Below are 18,202 nucleotides of genomic sequence, written 5' to 3' on the forward strand. Positions count from 1 at the left end.
AAATGAGGCCGCCTGCATGGACATCGCAGGCTGAAAAAACGTTGCGTGAAGCATCGGCGCGCGTCCGAATGATTTACGCAACGACCCCCATTGATCTTCCCGCCGAGTTGTGCCGTCTCGAAGCGAAGTGGAGCGCGGGCGATCCCTGCGCTCCGCGATTTTCCTTTCCGGCCTTGCAGGACCTCGGCGAGCTCATTCGATCGCTCGAGCGGCTAGCCGAATGGCTTTTGGGCGAAGGACCGTTCGGGGCCATTCATGCCGACCGAGCTCGAGAATTGGCGGACGAAGCTGCCGTTTGTGCGGCCGTGGGCACGCGACATTTCCGCGAATTGGCTCGAAAGCGTTTTTCCTGGCGCGATGCATTCGACGATGGTGCCGATGCGCTCGTGAAGGACTGGCTTTCCGAACCATTCGATGAACGGTTGCCTCGGAAAGCCGACCTATTTCGGAGTGACGATCCAAGCGATCCGCGTTCGCTGCTCGTGCGTTTGCGAGCGGAAATCGGGGCGCGCAAGCTTCCGTTCCGCGTCGTCGTGGTGCGGGATTCTTCTGCTTTGGCGGCGACCGGTGAAGGATTCGTGCAAATTGGTGCCGATCGCATGCTGACCGTCGACGACGTCGAGCGCACGGTTTTGCATGAAATCGAGGGCCACGTCGTACCGCGGTGCCGTGCGAACGCTCAGCGCATCGGGATTTTTGCGCTGGGTACGAGGTTTGGGATCGACGATCAAGAAGGGCGGGCATTGTGGTTCGAGCGGCAGGCGGGCGTTTTGGGCCCGCGTCGTCGTCGCGAGCTCGCATGGCGCCACAGCGCGTGCCGGATGCTCGAAGACGATGCCGATTTCGTGGAAACGGCGCGCACGTTGATGCGCCTTGGGGCGAGCATTCCGGATGCGCTGCGCATTACGGCGCGGGTCTTTCGTGGCGGTGGGCTCGGGCGCGAAGTGGTCTATGTGCCGGCATTTTTACGCGTCGCCTCGGCGCTCGCCGCGGATCCGACGCTCGACGACGTGCTCGGAGCGGGCCGAGTATCCGTCGACGCGGCCGACATTTTGCGTCCATGGGTAAACGAAATGCATTAAAATGACAGGGAAACGAGGTGCGTATGTCTCTTTCCCGAGCTTTTTTCCTTGGTTCGTTGGTGGTTCTTGGCGGTTGCGGGTCTGAAGTTACCCAGCCGAGTCAACTCGAACCTTCCACATGGGTGCGTCGTGCGGGCCGCAGCAGCAATTCCGAAGCCGTTGGTCTTGCGGCCTTTGCTGATGGCGGGGTCGTCATGGCCGGCCGTTATTATGGCGAAGTCGACTTCGGAGGCGGCAAGCTTTCGAGCCCCAACGATAATTACCAAGCGTTTGTCGTAAAATACGATGGCCAGGGCAAACACGTTTACAGTCGAAGTTTTGGCGATGAATTCGCCGAAGCTGCGACCGATGTTGCAGCGCTCCCCGATGGATCCGTGCTCGTCGTCGGCACGTTCAATTGGCCGGTCGATTTTGGAGTCGGAACGTTATCGCCGCTTGCTACGGATGTGTTCGTCCTGAAGCTCGATCCAGAAGGAAACCCCGTTTGGTCTCGAAGTTTTGGCGGCGAAGGACAGCAGCGTCCGGTGGCGCTTGCTGCGACGCCGGATGGCGGCGCCGTCATTGTGGGTGACACGGGGGGCAAGCTCGATTTGGGCCTTGGCGAGGTCATCGACACGTCGACGGATGCATTCATTCTGCGTATCGATGGAAATGGCGAACCCGTATGGTCCGACGTGCTCCTGAGTGAAAACTTCGTCTCCATTTCGGATGTGGCGGTGCACGATGTCGAAGACGTCATTGCCATTGGCGGTGTTTTCGCTGAAAAGCTCGCCATGACCGGATTGCCCGACCTCGTTGCCGATGGTTATCAGGACGGGTTTTTGGCGGCATACGATGATACCGGCAAAGCGACGTGGAATCGCACGGTGGGCGGGACCGGTTATCAGGATGCCGTGTATGCCGTCGCCATGCATTCGAAAAGTCCGGACATCGTCGCGACGGGCCAGGTCGAAGGGACCGTCAACCTGGGAGGAGACAACCTCATAGCGACCGACTTATACGATACCAATACGTTTTTCTTGGCCGTCAGCGGTTCGGGCCAGCACTTGGCGAGTCGCTTATTTGGCAAGCAAAGCAGCGATGCTGCGTATGGGATCGCCACTGGCCCTGCCGGCGACGTGTACTTGACGGGCGAGTTTTACGATCGCGTGGCATTCGGGCCTTTGGAGCTCGTTTCCAAGGGCAGCTCGGATGCCTTCGTGGGCAAGCTCAGGGCCAGCGGCGAGCCCATGTTTCAGCAGGCATGGGGCGACGTCGACAGGCAAACTGGGTATCGCGTGGCGGTCGACGGCACGGGGCGCGTGTACGTCGCCGGTTCGGTCTATGGAACCGTCGACTTTGGCCTCGGACCCACCTACGGATCGGGCTACTACGAAACGTTTCTCGTGGCATTGGCTCGTTGAAACCCGGAGCTGGCGGGCTCGGCGCAATCGCCCGGCGTTACGTTCACGACGGTGCGGTAGATCGCACGCATTTTCCCCTGGACAACCGTCCAGTTTCTGAATAAACCGCCCCGCCTCATGACTGCTACGACCGACTCGAACCAAGCCTCGACGAATCCCGCATCGCCCCTGCCTCCGTTCGATCCCGTGCCGATGCTCTCTGCCGAGCTTTCGTTGCCGCGGTCGGGCGTTTCCTCGGTCGTGGCGCTCTTGGCCGAAGGTGCGACGGTGCCGTTCATTGCGCGTTACCGCAAGGAAGCCACGGGCGGCCTCGACGAAGTGCAAATCCGGGCCATCGAGGAACGTCGCACGTACTTGGTGGAGCTCGACGAACGACGCCGCGCCGTTCTGGACGAAATCGGCAAACAAGGAAAACTCACGCCGGATTTGCAGAAGAAGTTATTGGCGGCAGCGACGAAGGCGGAGCTCGAGGATTTGTATTTGCCGTTCAAGCCGAAGCGGCGCACGCGGGCGATCATTGCGAAGGAGCGGGGGCTGGAGCCTTTGGCGGATCGTATTTGGTCGCAAGCGAAAGAGGGCAGTCCCGAAAAGGAAGCCGAAGCGTTCGTCGATGCGGCGAAGGAAGTGCCGAACGTGATCGCAGCGCTTGCTGGGGCGCGCGATATTTGTGCCGAGCGAATTGCTGAAAATGCCGAAGTCCGAAAGCTCGTGCGCGAAGCTTACATGCGCGATGGCGTGATTCGCGTGAAGAAAAACGAGGAGCACGAGGGGAAAGCGACGAAGTTCGACACGTATGCAACGTTCGAGGGGCAGGTGGCTGGAATGCCGTCGCATCGGTATTTGGCCATTCGTCGCGGCGAGGCGGAGGGTATTCTTCGGGCGTCGGTGGACCTCGATGGCGAAGCGCAGCTCGGGCCGATCGGCAAGCTCGCGGGTCTCGACGGGGCATCTCCGTGGGCGGGGGAAATGTCGAAAGCCGTTGCCGACGCGTACAAGCGCCTGCTTGCGCCGAGCGTTCAAATCGACGTGCGTGTCGAAATGAAGCAGATCTCGGATCGAGCGGCGGTCGATGTATTTGCGCAGAACCTTCGCGAGCTGTTGCTGGCGGCGCCGTTTGGGCGGCACACGGTGCTTGGAATCGATCCTGGTCAACGCACGGGTTGCAAGTGCGTCGTCGTGGACGATACGGGCAAACTCTTGACCAATGAAAATATTTATTTGGTTCAAGGTGACGGAGCGATTGAAAAGGCAAAGAAAACGATTCGCGATCTTTGTCGGAAATACGGCGTGCATGCGGTCGCCGTTGGAAATGGCACGCATGGGCGGGAAACCGAGCAATTCGTGCGAGATGTGCTCGTGGCCGAAGGCTTGAAAGAGGTCATGTGCCTATCGGTGAGCGAAGCCGGGGCGAGCGTGTATTCGGCGAGCGACGTGGCGCGTGACGAATTTCCGGATTTGGACTTGACCGTGCGTGGAGCGATCAGCATTGCGCGACGGTTGCAGGATCCGCTGGCCGAGCTCGTGAAGATCGATCCGAAGAGCATTGGCGTCGGGCAATATCAGCACGACGTATACCAAGTATTGCTCGCGAAAAAGCTCGATGAAGTCGTCGAGAGCTGCGTGAACATGGTGGGCGTCGAGCTGAACACGGCGAGCGCGCCGCTGCTTGCGCGTGTGGCAGGAATTGGGCCTTCATTGGCCAAGAAAATCGTGGCGCATCGCGATACGCACGGGGCATTTTCGAGCCGCAAGAAATTGTTGGATGTCCAAGGACTCGGGCCGAAGACCTTCGAGCAATGCGCCGGGTTTCTCCGTATTCACGGGGGCGAACACCCGCTCGATGCGAGCGCCGTGCATCCCGAACGATATGCGCTCGTCGAGAAAATCGCGACGGATCTCGGCGTACCCGTGGCGTCGCTCGTGGGGGACATGAAGCTCATCGGGCGAATCGATCCGAGGCGTTACGTGGGCAATGACGTCGGAGAATTCACGCTGAACGACATCGTGGCTGAATTGAAAAAGCCGGGGCGCGATCCGCGCGCCGTTTTCGAGGCTCCAAAATTCCGCGACGACGTGCGCACGATGGATGATTTGAAAGTGGGAATGGAGCTCGAAGGGATCGTGACGAACGTGACGGCATTCGGGGCATTCGTCGATGTTGGGGTGCATCAGGACGGCCTCGTGCACGTATCGCAATTGGCGGACAAATTCGTCAAGGATCCGAGCGATGTGGTGAAAGTGGGGGACAAGATCAAGGTGCGGGTGATGGAGGTCGACATGGCGCGCAAGCGCATAGCGCTTTCGGCCCGGAAAAACGATCGGCCGGATACGCGACAAACCTCGCAGAATGCGCCGAACCAGGCAAAAGGGCAACCTCAGCAGCGGGGACAAACCCAGGGCCGAGGGCAGCAAGGTTCGTCGCAGCAGCAAGCGAAGTTCACGAACAACCCGTTCGCGAATCTGCTGAAGCGATAGTCGCGCCTGTGCTAGGCTTGCCCGCGATGGGTGAGCCTGCACGAAAACTCACGACGAGTGAGGACGAGCAACGAGGTCCGACCTTGGTACAACGAGGCCCGACCTTCGAAGAGCTTTGGAAGCAGATCGAGCGTCTTCCCGAAGGCGTTACGGGTGAGATTCTCGAACCGGGCGTCATCAGCACCATGGCGCGCCCACGTGCCAAGCATCGTCGAGCCGCGGCGCAATTGTATCGCGCCCTGGGCGGCGTCGATGTGCCCTCTGGTGGAACTGGTTGGTGGATCGAGCTGGAGCCGGACGTGCGTTTTGGGGACCGAACGACGGCGCCGGACATTGCTGGTTGGCGCGTGGAGCGGTGCCCAGATCCGCCCGACGGATCTCCCATCACGATCCTTCCTGATTTTTGCTGCGAGGTGCTGTCTTCGTCGACCGCACGCAAGGACCGCGGCAAGAAACTTCCGCTGTACGCCCGCTTCGGTGTCGAGTGGATTTGGCTCGTGGAGCCTGAGCTTTACCTCGTCGAGGTGTACCGGTCCATCAACGGCCTCCCGGCGCTTGTGGAGTCTGCCGAGGAGAACGATCGTATGCGCCTTCCGCCATTCGATCTCGAAATCGACTTCTCACCCTTTTGGATCATTCCCAAGCCCGCCGAAACAACCACCGAAGAAACCAAAGAACAATCGCCCTAACGTTTGTCCGCGGCGCGACGCACCATTTCGCTCAGCAATTCCGTCGGGTCGTCCTGTCGCATCAGCGCTTCCCCAATGAGCGCCGCATCCGCGGGACCTCGTGCAATGCGTGCAACGTCTTCCGCCGTCGCCAGTCCCGATAAGTGCACGCGCACCGCATTCCCCTCGATGCGCGCCAATACCGCCGCCGCACGCGCTTGATCCATTGCCAGCGTATCCAAGTCGCGCGCATTCACCCCAATCACACGCGCCCCCGCTCCTTCCGCTGCACGCAATTCATCCTCCGTCGTCACCTCCACCAATGCCTCGAGCCCCCGATTGCGCGTTTGCACCACGAGCGCCCCGAGCTCCTCCGGCGTCACGATTCGCGCAATGAGCAGCACGGCATCCGCACCTGCCGCAACTGCGTAATCGAGCTGCACGGGATCCAATATGAATTCCTTGCACAAAAGTCGCGGGCGCGATGCCCCGTAGACGTCGTCGAGCGTTTCACGACACGCGGCGAGGTTTTCGTACGAGCCTCCGAAAAACGGCTCGTCCACGAGCACGCTGATCATCACCGCGCCTGCACTTGCGTACGCGCAAGCTCGCTCGTCCGCCGTCATCACGCTCGACAAGGGGCCAGCCGACGGTGACCGCGGTTTGACCTCGGCAATGAGTCGCAGGGGCTCACCCAGCGGACGCCGCAGCGTTTGGAAGGACAATCCTTCGGGCCGGTGGTGCGTATGGGGCCGCGGACCAGCCATGAGCCGTGCAACCTCGGCGCGCTTCGACGCAAGGATGCGACCGAGCAGGTTTGTCCGCGTCGTCATGCCGCGCGCCGCACGATGTTCGCCGTCATGCGCAGCGTTTCGAGCTTTCGAAGCGCATGCTTCGAGTCGATCGCGCGAGCAGCTTCGACGGCGAGCTGCGGGAATAGCTTTTCGTCATCGACTTCCCGACAAACCGCAAGAGCAGCCGCGGCGTTCAGGATCACCGCATCGCGAGCGGGATGGGTTTGTCCTTCGAGAACCGCACGGATCACGCGCGCGTTGTCCTCAGCAGAACCTCCATCGATGGCACCCGGAAGTGATGATTTGAGGCCAAACATTTCGGGCCGAATGATTCGTTCCCGAAGTTTACCCTCGGCAACTTCGGTCATTCGCGTTGGTCCGAATGGACTCACTTCGTCGAGCCCGTCTTCGCCGCGTATGACCCAAGCGCGACGCACGCCCATTTCCGCGAGGACTTTTGCGAGCACCGGGCGCAAGGCGTCGTCGTAGGTGCCCAAGAGTCGATGGGTTGCTCGGGCGGGGTTCGCGAGAGGCCCGAGCGCGTTGAAGATCGTGCGTACTGCGAGCTCGCGTCGAACCGTTTGGCTGTGGCGCAGGGCAGGGTGATGCGTCGGGCCGAAGAGGAACGCGATGCCCGCAGATCGGAGCACGGACGCTTGTCGTTCCGGGGCGATGTCGATCGGAATGCCGAGCGCTTCGATGACGTCGGCGCTCCCCGAGCGGCTCGAAACGCTGCGGCCGCCGTGTTTGGCCACGGGTGCGCCCGTTGCAGCGACGACGAACGCAGCGGCCGTCGAGATGTTGATCGTGCCGAGCCCGTCGCCGCCGGTGCCGCATGTGTCGACGACAACGGGCAAACCGTGGTCGACTTCGATCATATGAGCACAAAGGGTTTGAGCTGCGGCCGCGATCGTGCTCGCCTCTTCGCCGCGCATGCGCAGCGCGATGGCAAATCCGGCGACTTGAACGGGCGTCCATGCTCCGGCGAGGATTGCATCGAGCGCTTCGCGGATGATGTGAGGTGAAGGGCCCGTGTCGTTCGCGATTTCAGCGAAGACGTGGTGAAACTGAATCGCCGTCGCGCTCATGCCGCTGCTCCTTGGTTACCGAGCACGTGAGCCTTCACGGCATCGAGCCAGTTTTGGAGCAGATCCATGCCGCGCACGGTCAAGATGGATTCGGGGTGGAACTGGACGCCTTCCACGGGAAAACGCTTGTGCCGCAGGCCCATGATCTCGCCTTCGTGCGTCCACGCGGAGATCTCGAGATCCGCGGGCAAACTGTCACGATCGACGATGAGCGAGTGGTACCGCGTCGCGACGAACGGCTGCGGCAAACCGGTGAAGAGCGTGCGGCCATCGTGGTGAATCGGCGACGTTTTCCCGTGCATGATGCGCTCGGCACGAACGACGCGGCCGCCGTAAACTTGCGCGAGAGCTTGATGGCCCAGACAAACCCCGAGGATGGGTTGCCGCGAAGCGAGGGCTTCGATGATGGCGAGGCTCGCGCCGGCTTCGTTGGGTGAGCACGGACCTGGCGAAATCAGGATTCCGTCGGGAGCGAGCGCTGCAACGCCGCGAACGTCGATGGCGTCGTTTTTGCGGACGTCGCAACGAGCGCCGAGTATTTCGAGATATTGGACAAGATTATAAGTGAAAGAGTCGTAGTTATCGATGACGAGCAGTCGCATCGGTTCCCCCGAGCGAGCGAGCGTAGCAGTTTTGGTGTTCGGGGCTGGGCCGCGAGAGGCTTTTTTTATCGGTAAATCAAGGGAAAACGGCCAAGCTTGGAACCTGCGATCGCGTAGAAACGGGAGCATCCGTGCGGGATGAAGTATCGCGATCCGTCGCTTGGTGCGGTCATCCAAGGTCTCGTGAAATCGCAATGGCCGTTTGGTTGACACCGGATGCATCCGGCCGGTAACGTGCGCTCTGGGCGCATGCCCCATGGTGCCCACGATGCCCTGCGTTGTTGCGAAATCCAAATCCCGCAACGGCTTGGGTGTCTGTCCCTCTCGCAGTCGTACACGAATGGCGGAACGCGTCTCGCTACGAGGAGCCGATGGCTGACGACAAGAGCAAGAAACCGAAGATCAATCTGAAGGACCGGCTCGGTAAAACCAACATCGGCACGCAGTCCGTGCCGTTGCCCGTGCCCGGCGGATCGCAGCCGTCGAGCCCTGGAGCGCCTCAAGGCATCGCACCGCCGCCGGGTATCACGCCCGGAATCCCCGTACCCCCGTTCGCAGGGGCCAAGCCCGCCGTCTCCGAACCTCCGCCCAAGCCCACGGTCGTGCAACAAACGATCAAGGTCGAGGTTGGCGAGGAGATCATCAAGGAGCGCGAGAAGGCCAAGAAGACGCTCATCGGAGCGGCGATCGGCACGGCTCTGCTCGGCATTGGCCTTGGCTACGTCGTCGGTGGTCAGGCAGCAAAGGCCGACCGCGGCAAGCAAGTCATCGCGAACGCCAAGGCGCTCATGGGCGACATCAAAGGCGCCAACGAGAAGATGAAGGAGCTCGACAACTTGCTCGCCGAGTCCGCGGACAAACTTCAGAAGAAGGAGTACCCGGCGGAGCTCTCCGCTCAGCTCGGCGCGGTCAACATCCCGTTCGACGCGACCAAGGTCGACGGCAGCGCGATCTCCGGCTTGAAGCCCAGCGCCCTACGCCAGCTCCTCAAGTTCACGTCGAGCTGCGAGGCCTTGAACGAAAATAAGGACAAACTCAAGCGTTTGCTCGACTTCGTCAAGGACCCTGTCACCAAAGCTTGGAAGGAAGAGAAAGAGCCGGTGATGAACTTCTCCGTGCTCTTCCGGTCCGATCAAAAAGGCGTCATTGCCGAGTTCGTTCCGAACAAGGAACCATTTGCTCTCGGCAAAGACTGGCCTGCGACGTACACCATCACGAAGATCGAACGCGGCAAACCGGCGGAAAAGAAGCTCAATCGGTACACGAAGGGCGATCTCCCCGGTCAGGACATCGTCGTGCCGATCGATCCTGCGAGCACCGCGGTCTTCACGAGCGAAGAGGCCATGCGTAACCTTCGCAAGGCGTTCGTCGACTTGCGCAAGGAGCTCAAGGGCGACGAAAGCGATCCGCAAAACCCGGTCACCGGAACGATCGAGCTCGGTGATGGCTTGTTGTCCGAGCTGCAAAAGGTCACGGCGGGCGGCTGATCGCTTCTCGCGCCTCACCCCCCGACCCCCTCTCCAGCTTCGCGGCTTCGCCGCTCCGTGGAGAGGGGGAGTATGCCTCACCCCCCGACCCCCTCTCCCTAAGGAGGGAGAGGGGGAGGAAGAGCGTTGTTCCCCCTCTCCGCTTGCGGAGAGGGGGTTAGGGGGTGAGGTCTATTCCCCCTCTCCGCTTGCGGAGAGGGGGCTAGGGGGTGAGGCCCTCACGTGGGTCCAGGCGTCGATGCGCGACGGATGATCTCCACGCGCCCGATATGCTGTTCGTCGCAGTCCTGCACGATGAACCGCATCCCGAACTTGCTCAAACTCGTCCCTTTTTCAGGGATCTTGCCGAGATGCTCGGTGATCATCCCTTCCAGCGTGTTGCCGTCTTCCGCAGGCATGTCCGCTCCTAGATACGCGGACAAATCACGCAGACTCACAGCCGCGTCCGCCAAGATGCGCCCATTGCCCAAGTCCTGAATCGGCGGTGCTTCTTCGAGGTCGTGTTCGTCTCGAATGTCGCCCACGATCTCTTCGAGCACGTCCTCGAGCGTCACGATGCCGCTGACGCCGCCAAACTCGTCGACCACGATCGCCAAGTGCTGACGACGCGAACGCATCTCTTTGAGCAGCGATGACAGCGGTTGCGATTCCGCCACGAAGTTCGCCGGACTGCGCACGATTTCTCGAAGCGTCGTGTTCTTCGGCCGGCACTCCTCGATCTGCTTGAACAGGTCCTTTGCATACAAAAGACCCACGACGTTGTCGATTTGTTCGCGATAGACGGGATATCGCGAATGTCCGCTCTCCGTGACGAACGGCAGCACCTTCTCGATCGGCGTCGAAACTTCGATCGCTTCGACACGTGATCGAGGAACCATCACATCCTTGGCCGTTCGGTCCTGAAATTCGAGCACATTGCGGATCATCTCCGCAGGCTCGGGGTCGAACAGCCCCGTTCGCTCGCCCTCGTCGACGAGCATTTCGACTTCGGCCTCGGCGACACGCGGATCCGGCGGCTCGCCAACGACATCCTTGCGCGAGATGGCCGCACCAAGCCATCCAAGCGGAATGGCGAGCGGAAACATCGCGATCTCGAGCGGACGCAAGTATCGCGCGGCCATGGGCGCCACGTGATCGGCGTATTTGCGCGCAAGCGTCGTGGTGACTTCGTACAGGATGCCCGTGAACGCCACGACGATGCCAAAAGCAATCCACGCAGCGCCCTGCCCAAAGCGTGGAAGCAGCACCAAAAAGGTGAAAATTGCCGTGGCTGTCGAGCTGACGATTCTGCCGAGCAAGTACCGCGAGCGCAGCTTCATGTCGGCCGTGCGAATGCGTTCAAACGCTTTCTTGTCGGCCCCCTCGGCCTGCTCGATGAGGGCACTCAAACGAGGGCCGCTCAGTGTCGTCAGAGCCGTGTCCGCTGCCGCGAACAACGCCCCGACTATGGCTGACACCATGGCAATGGCCAAGAGCGTCAGTGGAACATCATTTGGACTCAAAACCGAACTCCCCTACCGCCCAAATCGTAGCGGACCATGCTTCCGCGGTGCAACCGGCCAAAACCGTTGCCCCCGTCGGAGTGACGTGGGCGTAGCAGGCCAATCATACACGAGAAGCGTCAGTCGTTGCAGTTCGGTTCGCCGTAAAACCTCGTCGGACCACATACGCATCCGCTTGCACACCGCCGACCGCCACCAAGTCGCCCTCCGGTGACATCCATGCCGAGGGCTCATCAGAAATTGCTGGAGGAACGGAGAAATCCTGTGCGGATAGGAGTTTTCCCTGGATCGCTCGGGTTACTCCAGATGCGGTGAGCACCGAAGTGGACATGCAACGCGCGGCGGCTTTTGCCAGGGGGATGACCGACGCCTCGAGCATCGAACGAGCGGCGTCGAGGCTAACCGATTCTTGGAGGTCAAACGGACCGCTCCGCGTGCGCCGGAGGGCTCCGAGACAAGATGGAACTCCAAGGGTTTGTCCAAGGTCTCGCGCAAAGGATCGGACGTAGTACCCCTTGCTGACGTCGAGCGATATGTCGACGAAACCGAGACGGTTCTGTTCGACGAACCCCGCTCCTCGTAGCTCGATGGACGTGACTTCGACGGGACGGTCTTCGAGCGTGACGGCTTCTCCTCGACGGGCGCGATCGTAACTGCGCTGTCCAGCTACCTTGATCGCGGAATACGCAGGCGGGGTTTGCGCCTTGCGTGCGCGTTCGTGCGCGACAGCTTCTGCCAAACGTGGTGCTGCATCGATGGGCGCGCCGGATGCGAGCTGTTCGATCTCTTGCAAAAGCCATTCGGGCAGCGGCGTTTCGCTCGTGATGGTTCCTTGCGTATCGAGCGTATCGGTGCTGCGACCGAAGACGACGCGCGCGTCGTAGCGTTTGTCGTGGAGCGTGAGGTACGGGCCGAGCTTGGTGGCTTGACCAAGCAGCACGACGAGCACGCCGGAGGCTAGCGGATCAAGCGTTCCGGCGTGGCCGATGCGTCGCATGCGCAGCGTGCGCCGGAGCTTGCCGACGACATCGTGACTCGTGGGCCCGGTGGGTTTGTCCACGACGAGGACGCCTTCGAGCGCCTCGGGCAAACTGTCGTCATCGGCCATGTTCAACCGAACCAAACCGATCGACGTTCGCCAACCATCCGATCGAGCATGGTTTGGATCGACGCACGAACGCGTTCGGACAAACGTCCGACGAGGATCTCGTCATCGGCCGCTTCCGCGCCGTAACCGCTCCACGTGAAGGGTTCACCGAAACGGATTTTCCACTTCGTGGGTGCGGGCATGAGACCCAAGGGACCGAGCGCGGGGAACGTCGGCGTGATGGGGAAGTACGGAATGCCGAGCGCTTTGGTCATGTACTCGATGCGGTAGAGCATCGGGTTCGCTTCTTCGGCGCCGACGATGGCACAAGGCACGATGGGCGTGCGCGTGCGCAGGCACAAGCGCACGAAGCCTCCGCGGCCGAAGCGCTGGAGCTTGTAGCGGTCGCGATAAAGTTTGCCGATGCCTTTGGCGCCTTCGGGGAACACGGCGACGAGCGCGCCTTTGCCAAGCAGCCGCTCGGCGTTTTCTTGGCAAGCGCGAACCGCTCCGATGCGGGTCATGAAGGTGCCGACGAAAGGTAGGTAGTAGATGAAGTCTTCGGCGAGCCAGCGAAGCTCACGATGCGCGGCGTGCTCGCGACGAACGGCGGTGCGGAGCATCGCGCCGTCGTAGGGCAGGGGACCGCCCGAATGGTTGGCGACGATGAGGCAACGTCCCTGCGCGGGGATGTGCTGAACGCCTTCGACAGCGACGCGGAAGTAGCGGCTGTAAAGAAAATCGAGCGATGGAAGGAGGCGCTGTTCGAACGTGGGATCGAGCCCGAATTCGTCGACTTCTTCCGAACGACTACGCAGGCCTGCGCGTCCCCACTGCCGAGCATAAAACTCGGGCGAAAGAACTTCGTCCGCGGTTGCTTGCCCTGGTGAGGATGGGCGCTGCGGAACGGGCGTGGGGGAGGATGGTTTGTCCGATGGAACGGGCGCCGGAGGTTTGTCGGAGCCCTCGCGCGCCTTGTCGAACATGCGGTCGAGACGCGCTTCCAAGTCGCGAATCTGCTGCTCGATGTCCTCGGCGCTGGTCGCCGCCGTAGCGGCATCGATGGCGGGAGGGTTTTCGACGCCGAAGCGTTCGGCGGCTTGGGGGTCTTCCTGGTCCTGGCCAAACCCCGTAGACAAACCCGGTTCCGTGGGACCCACGGGCGCGACGTCGGCAGCGTTGTCGACATCGAGGTCGTAGCCGGCAACGAGTCGCTCATCGAGGGACGCATCGGTGGTCGTTGACATCACGGACTGCGCCTCACCCGGTACCTCCGCGGACAGAACCTGATCAACACGCTCTACGGGGTCTGTCGTGACGAACGCAGCACTTGCCGATTCCGTGACGACGAACGCAGCACGAGCTGGGTCGGTTGCGACAAACACGGCGCTCGTCGTCGGTGTCTGTTCGGGCTTCGACGGACGATCGCTACCGGTTTGCTTGTGCTTGCGTTTGTGTTTCTTTCCCATGGCGCGCTTCCGTCGTGGCAGGCGTTTCCTGCAAGAGATTGGCGTCCCGAAGCCGCTCGGCGTTCACGTAGTCGAGCAGCGCTTCGCGGGTGGTGTACGCGGGGCGAAACCCCATGCTTCTGGCTTTCTCCCCGTCGGCGACGCACACGTAGCGGAGGTAGCGCAAGAAGCTCGGCGGGAAAGGTGAAATTTGCGCGACCCACATGGCTCCAACGACAGGGCCCGCGAGCGGGTGCAGGAGGGGCGTCGCTTTGCGTCCAGCGAGACGAATGATCGTCGATAGCGGCAGGACGCCTTCACCGACGATGTTGTACGTGCCCGGATGATCGCGATCGATTGCAAGCTTGAAGGCCGCGAGCACGTCGACTTCGTGCACGAGTTGCCACAGCGGATCGAAGCCGAGGAGCGTGGGCACCTTTTCAGGCGACAGGTACCGCGTGACCCAGTTGCGCACCGTGGGGCCCACGATGGGCGCCGTGCGCAAGACGGTCACCACGGTGCCTTTCGACTTCGCTGCGAACGCGTTGATTTCCCGTTCGGCGGCGATCTTGTCCGCGAAGAACGGTTCGTCCGCGTCGGCGCGTAGCGGGTGCCTTTCGGTCAAGAAGTTCGGGTTTGTCGGGTGCGCTCCGTAGAGCAGCGTTTGGCTCCACTGAATGAACTTGCGCAACCCCGTTTGCCTCGCCGCGTTGATGAGGTGCATCGTCCCGACGGATTCGAGCTCGTGCGACCACACCGTCGCGTGCGTGGGCGAAGGCAAGAAGCCGAGGTGCACGAGCGTGTCGACGTGTTCGCTGGCGAGGATGTTGGCGACGCGTTCTTCGGTTGCTGGTGCGGTGAGGTCGAGCGGGAAGTGTTTTGTCTTGTCGCGCGCGGTGCTTGCAGCGGCGATGTCGATGGTGACGATGCGCTGCGTTTGTGGGTCTTCTTCGAGGAGTCCCACGAGGTTTCGTCCGAGAAACGAGGCAGCACCCGTGACGGCGACGACGCGGTTGCCAAGCTTGATGCGCGGGGCTGATGTTGCGTTTTCCGAGGAAGATTCCATGCGGAGCGGGCACGACAGTACCCTTTCGCGGGGCACGTGCAACATCCCTGTAACGGCTTGGTTGGGCCGAGCGAAACGGTGTCACGGCGCCGCGCACGTCGCGCGGATCCACACGACGTCATCGTCACGCTGGATCCACAGGTCCACGTTGTCGCCTTGGGTCGTCACCGCAAAGCTCGATGCGTCACCAACGGGCATCGGCGCCGACGTCGGCGCGCCGTCTTCGCCCAGGACGACCGCGTAGACGACCTTGCGCGCTGCACGGCATTCAATCGGAGCGATGTACGTCGCAAGGCCGCCGCGCGCGAGAGGCCGCAACGCGCCGCTCGTTGCAGGCGCCGGCGCGCGCACATCCACGTCGGGCGCCCCAAGCCGCGAAAACCGCATGATCCCGCCTTGCTTCGCACAACCGTCGTCATCCACCGGAGCGCCATACACGAGCGCCACGGGACGACCCAGCACCGTCGCATCGACGATACCGTGAGGCGCAGGCACTCGGCCCAGCTCACGAGGTTTGTCCGCGGATCCAACGCCCCAAAACACCAGATCCGATGCCTCGAACAAACCCACCACGGGCTCGCTCCGACCGCCCGCATCGGCATCCGTCGCGACCACATCGAGCCTCGCGATGCACGACGGCCTTGCATCACTGTCGCCCGCTTGCGGAACGATCTCGTGCCTGCGCCACGATGTTACGGATTCGTTCGGTTTGCCCATCCAAACATCCGCACCGGGCGCTGAAACCTTGGCAAGACGCGTCGTGAGCAGCACGCAGACGTCTCCGTTGCAGCTCGAGTCGATGGCGTCGAACGATTCCCCTTCGCCAATGGATGTCGCCGCGTTGTTCTGAAAGACGAACACCTTCGACAGTTTGTCCGCGGTGGGCTCCGAGTACGCCGCAATCCATGCACCCGTGTTCGTCCGAGCCAATCGCGGCATCGCCGTCGCCTCGGTCCAGGGCACTGCAAACGGCTTGCTGCTCGTGCCCGCCGGATCCAGCTCGAACGCCGCTACACCCGTCAGCCGCGGCGGCGTCTCCGCGGTGTCCGCGTCCGCAATGACGAGCGACCCGAGGGCCGATGATGCCGCGACAAACCGCGTCGACGCGCGAACTTTGGCGCGCACGAGCGGCTCGCGCATGCTGCATCCCGGAGGCAATGCCGGCCCCAGGAAGGTTGGTCCAAGCCGAACGGGCTCGAACTTCCACGCAGCAGGCGGCGGCAAAACATCGACCTCGACCACCTCCGGAGGCTCGACCTCCGAAGCATCCGGAGCATCGACGGTCGACGACGAACAACGATTGCAACACGGCAGCGTAACGATGAGCGCTAGGGAAATCGGGGCGACGATCGCTACGCTTCGCACGGCTACCTCGGCGCAAAAGTCTTGCGCAGAACCGGATACATCTCGAAACCACCCACTTCGACAAACCCATGCGCCATAAACGCGCCCATCGGTCCCGTCCAAAGCGCTTCATCCATGACAGCAGGCTCATTCGGCCTGCACGGTAAAGCTTCGAGCACCGAAGCTCCGAGCGACGGAGCAAGCTCGACGGCTCCCCCAACGAGCGCCTTTGCTACCCCACGTTTGCGATATGCGGGATGCACGAGCGCACATCCGATGAGGAAAACGCCTTCACGATCGCCTTTGAGCACCGGCAACTGCTTGTAGAAGCGTCGCTCGTACGCCTTTCGCATCACGGACGCCGGCGCGACCTTCAGCCACCCAACGACTCGGCCTTCATGAAGCGCCACGATGCCGCGCGCTTCGTCGCTTCGTTCCGCGAGCGCTCGTGCAAAAACGTCGGCGTTTTCCCGCGGCGCATTCGCGCACACGTCGAGCCATTCGTTGTTCGTCCCGGTGAAATGCCAAAACCGACAAAAGCAAGGCGATCCGGCCGCATGAAAGAGCTCGGCGAGCCCCTCGATGTGCTCGGGTCCCGCAAGCATGATTCGAACGTCGCTCGCTGGTTCGTTCATGCCAAACCCTCGGGACGCAAACCTCGCGCCGGAGACAAACGCTCCCATGCTGCTGCAACGGCGCACAGGCGTGCTTCTTCGAGCGGCGGGCCGATGAGCTGCAAACCCACGGGCAGCGATGGAGCGTTTGCCGTGGGAGCGGCCGGTTCACACGGCACGCTGATCGCCGGCACCCCCGCAAGGCTCGCGGGAAGCGTGTACACGTCCGCCAAGTACATCGCGAGCGGGTCGTCCACACGTTCGCCCAGAGGGAACGCAACCGTGGGCGAAACCGGCGTTGCGATGACGTCCACATGACGGAACGCTTCTTCGAAGTCGCGTCGCAACAGCGTGCGTACTCGTTGCGCGCGCAGGTAATACGCATCGTAATACCCGGTGGACAAGACAAACGTTCCGAGGACGATGCGTCGAGCCACTTCGCGACCGAAGTTTGCTCCGCGCGTGCGAGCGTAGAGCGTCTCGAGGTTCGTCGCGTCCGCTGCTCGCGCGCCGAACCGCAGGCCGTCGTAACGCGCGAGGTTCGACGAAGCCTCGGCCGTCGCGACGACGTAATACGTGGCAACGGCGTACTTCGTGTGAGGCAGATGCACGGGATGCATCGTGCAGCCCAGCGATTCCAGCCCCTTCAACGCTTCACGCACACGCGCTTCGACTTCGGGCGCAAGCCCTTCGCCAAAATATTCTTCGGGCACACCGATGCGAAGGCCCCGCACGTCGCGACTGCAAGCTGCTTCGTAGTCCGATACCGGCGCCGCGAGGCTCGTTTGATCGTGCGCATCATGCCCCGCGATCACGCGCAGAATGCGCGCTGCGCCGCGTACGTCGCACGCGAAGGGACCCACCTGATCGAGGCTCGATGCAAAAGCGATCAACCCATAACGCGACACGCGACCGTACGTTGGCTTGACGCCCACGGTCCCCGTGAGCGCCGCGGGTTGACGAATGCTTCCACCCGTATCCGATCCAAGCGCACCGAGCGACATACCCGCCGCTACGGCGACCGCGCTTCCCCCGGACGAACCTCCCGGTGTGCGCGACGTGTCCCACGGATTTCTGGCCGGGAAAAACGCACTGTTCTCGTTCGACGAACCCATTGCGAATTCGTCCATGTTGGTTTTTCCCACGAGCAGCGCATCGGCTGCACGAAGCCGCGCGACGACCGTCGCGTCGTAAGGTGGACGAAAGCCGAGCTGCGGGGAAGCGCCCGCTTCGTTGGAGCGCAAAAGAATTCGTGATCCAGCGGTCGTGGGCGCATCGCGCGTGCAGAGAGCATCCTTGATGGCGATGGGAACGCCGGCGAGCGGTCCGAGCGTTTCGCCGCGCGCGCGTTTTTGGTCGATGGCACGTGCAGCTTCGAGCGTTTCTTCGCGCTGGACCGTCAGGAACGCGCGGAGCCCGGCGTCGCGTTTGGCGATGCGGTCGAGGTAAGCGATTGCCACGGCCTCCGCCGACACGTCGCCGCGCGTTATGGAATCGGCGAGTTCAGAGATGGATCGGTCGCAAACCGAGCTGTTTGTCATG

Annotated in this window: 15 protein-coding genes; 5 read left to right on the forward strand and 10 right to left on the reverse strand. The window is 62.1% G+C overall.

Annotation, left to right across the window (positions count from 1 at the left end; genetic code table 11):
• Positions 1-2 precede the first annotated feature (2 nt).
• From IPM54_05645 to IPM54_05660, 4 genes are all read left to right on the forward strand, one after another.
• Positions 3-1,082 carry a DUF1704 domain-containing protein gene (locus IPM54_05645; GenBank protein ID MBK9259302.1) on the forward strand — a complete coding sequence of 360 codons (1,080 nt, stop codon included), beginning with the start codon at positions 3-5 and terminating at the stop codon, positions 1,080-1,082.
• 23 nt (positions 1,083-1,105) lie between these two features.
• Positions 1,106-2,485, forward strand: coding sequence for a hypothetical protein (locus IPM54_05650; protein MBK9259303.1), 1,380 nt, complete (start codon positions 1,106-1,108; stop codon positions 2,483-2,485).
• Between the two features lie 117 nt (positions 2,486-2,602).
• Positions 2,603-4,960, forward strand: coding sequence for an RNA-binding transcriptional accessory protein (locus IPM54_05655; protein MBK9259304.1), 2,358 nt, complete (start codon positions 2,603-2,605; stop codon positions 4,958-4,960).
• Between the two features lie 26 nt (positions 4,961-4,986).
• Complete coding sequence (locus IPM54_05660) at positions 4,987-5,649, forward strand: Uma2 family endonuclease (protein ID MBK9259305.1); 663 nt, start codon at positions 4,987-4,989, stop codon at positions 5,647-5,649.
• On the opposite strand, the gene IPM54_05665 is transcribed toward IPM54_05660, so the two are convergent.
• Genes IPM54_05665 through IPM54_05675 form a run of 3 tightly spaced genes read right to left on the reverse strand, consistent with a single transcriptional unit; the run spans position 5,646 to position 8,112 of the window.
• Positions 5,646-6,461, reverse strand: a complete 816-nt coding sequence (locus IPM54_05665; GenBank protein MBK9259306.1) for an indole-3-glycerol-phosphate synthase — start codon at positions 6,459-6,461, stop codon at positions 5,646-5,648. The genes IPM54_05660 and IPM54_05665 overlap by 4 nt on opposite strands.
• On the reverse strand, positions 6,458-7,510 hold the full coding sequence (gene trpD, locus IPM54_05670) for an anthranilate phosphoribosyltransferase (GenBank protein MBK9259307.1): 1,053 nt from the start codon (positions 7,508-7,510) through the stop codon (positions 6,458-6,460). Before trpD ends, IPM54_05665 begins: the two co-directional genes overlap by 4 nt.
• A complete protein-coding gene (locus IPM54_05675; protein MBK9259308.1) occupies positions 7,507-8,112 on the reverse strand; it encodes an aminodeoxychorismate/anthranilate synthase component II in 606 nt (201 codons plus the stop codon). Before IPM54_05675 ends, trpD begins: the two co-directional genes overlap by 4 nt.
• Before the next feature lie 371 nt (positions 8,113-8,483).
• Here IPM54_05675 and IPM54_05680 point away from each other — a divergent pair, with 371 nt between their 5' ends.
• On the forward strand, positions 8,484-9,599 hold the full coding sequence (locus IPM54_05680; GenBank protein MBK9259309.1) for a formin: 1,116 nt from the start codon (positions 8,484-8,486) through the stop codon (positions 9,597-9,599).
• A 218-nt stretch (positions 9,600-9,817) separates the two neighbouring features.
• On the opposite strand, the gene IPM54_05685 is transcribed toward IPM54_05680, so the two are convergent.
• The 7 genes from IPM54_05685 to gatA form a co-directional block, all read right to left on the reverse strand.
• The gene (locus IPM54_05685; GenBank protein ID MBK9259310.1) at positions 9,818-11,101 is read right to left on the reverse strand and encodes an HlyC/CorC family transporter; all 1,284 of its coding nucleotides are present in this window, start codon (positions 11,099-11,101) and stop codon (positions 9,818-9,820) included.
• 103 nt (positions 11,102-11,204) lie between these two features.
• Complete coding sequence (gene truB, locus IPM54_05690; GenBank protein MBK9259311.1) at positions 11,205-12,209, reverse strand: tRNA pseudouridine(55) synthase TruB; 1,005 nt, start codon at positions 12,207-12,209, stop codon at positions 11,205-11,207.
• Between the two features lie 2 nt (positions 12,210-12,211).
• Positions 12,212-13,435, reverse strand: a complete 1,224-nt coding sequence (locus tag IPM54_05695) for a 1-acyl-sn-glycerol-3-phosphate acyltransferase (protein ID MBK9259312.1) — start codon at positions 13,433-13,435, stop codon at positions 12,212-12,214.
• A gap of 181 nt (positions 13,436-13,616) precedes the next feature.
• Positions 13,617-14,747, reverse strand: coding sequence for an NAD-dependent epimerase/dehydratase family protein (locus IPM54_05700; GenBank protein MBK9259313.1), 1,131 nt, complete (start codon positions 14,745-14,747; stop codon positions 13,617-13,619).
• 36 nt (positions 14,748-14,783) lie between these two features.
• Positions 14,784-16,067, reverse strand: coding sequence for a hypothetical protein (locus tag IPM54_05705; GenBank protein MBK9259314.1), 1,284 nt, complete (start codon positions 16,065-16,067; stop codon positions 14,784-14,786).
• A 2-nt stretch (positions 16,068-16,069) separates the two neighbouring features.
• Positions 16,070-16,681: a GNAT family N-acetyltransferase gene (locus tag IPM54_05710; protein ID MBK9259315.1), complete on the reverse strand. Its 612-nt coding sequence runs from the start codon at positions 16,679-16,681 to the stop codon at positions 16,070-16,072.
• Positions 16,678-18,201, reverse strand: a complete 1,524-nt coding sequence (gene gatA, locus IPM54_05715) for an Asp-tRNA(Asn)/Glu-tRNA(Gln) amidotransferase subunit GatA (protein ID MBK9259316.1) — start codon at positions 18,199-18,201, stop codon at positions 16,678-16,680. Before gatA ends, IPM54_05710 begins: the two co-directional genes overlap by 4 nt.
• Between the last annotated feature and the right edge of the window lies 1 nt (position 18,202).

The organism is Polyangiaceae bacterium, assembly GCA_016715885.1.
GTDB lineage: Bacteria > Myxococcota_A > Polyangia > Polyangiales > Polyangiaceae > Polyangium.

Excerpts from the sequence above, each read along its gene's own strand:
- IPM54_05645 (MBK9259302.1), top strand. The coding sequence starts at position 3 with ATGAGGCCGCCTGCATGGACATCGCAGGCTGAAAAAACGTTGCGTGAA.
- IPM54_05650 (MBK9259303.1), top strand. The coding sequence starts at position 1,106 with ATGTCTCTTTCCCGAGCTTTTTTCCTTGGTTCGTTGGTGGTTCTTGGC.
- IPM54_05655 (MBK9259304.1), top strand. The coding sequence starts at position 2,603 with ATGACTGCTACGACCGACTCGAACCAAGCCTCGACGAATCCCGCATCG.
- IPM54_05660 (MBK9259305.1), top strand. The coding sequence starts at position 4,987 with ATGGGTGAGCCTGCACGAAAACTCACGACGAGTGAGGACGAGCAACGA.
- IPM54_05665 (MBK9259306.1), bottom strand. The coding sequence starts at position 6,461 with ATGACGACGCGGACAAACCTGCTCGGTCGCATCCTTGCGTCGAAGCGC.
- trpD (MBK9259307.1), bottom strand. The coding sequence starts at position 7,510 with ATGAGCGCGACGGCGATTCAGTTTCACCACGTCTTCGCTGAAATCGCG.
- IPM54_05675 (MBK9259308.1), bottom strand. The coding sequence starts at position 8,112 with ATGCGACTGCTCGTCATCGATAACTACGACTCTTTCACTTATAATCTT.
- IPM54_05680 (MBK9259309.1), top strand. The coding sequence starts at position 8,484 with ATGGCTGACGACAAGAGCAAGAAACCGAAGATCAATCTGAAGGACCGG.
- truB (MBK9259311.1), bottom strand. The coding sequence starts at position 12,209 with ATGGCCGATGACGACAGTTTGCCCGAGGCGCTCGAAGGCGTCCTCGTC.
- IPM54_05695 (MBK9259312.1), bottom strand. The coding sequence starts at position 13,435 with ATGTCAACGACCACCGATGCGTCCCTCGATGAGCGACTCGTTGCCGGC.
- IPM54_05700 (MBK9259313.1), bottom strand. The coding sequence starts at position 14,747 with ATGTTGCACGTGCCCCGCGAAAGGGTACTGTCGTGCCCGCTCCGCATG.
- IPM54_05710 (MBK9259315.1), bottom strand. The coding sequence starts at position 16,681 with ATGAACGAACCAGCGAGCGACGTTCGAATCATGCTTGCGGGACCCGAG.
- gatA (MBK9259316.1), bottom strand. The coding sequence starts at position 18,201 with ATGACAAACAGCTCGGTTTGCGACCGATCCATCTCTGAACTCGCCGAT.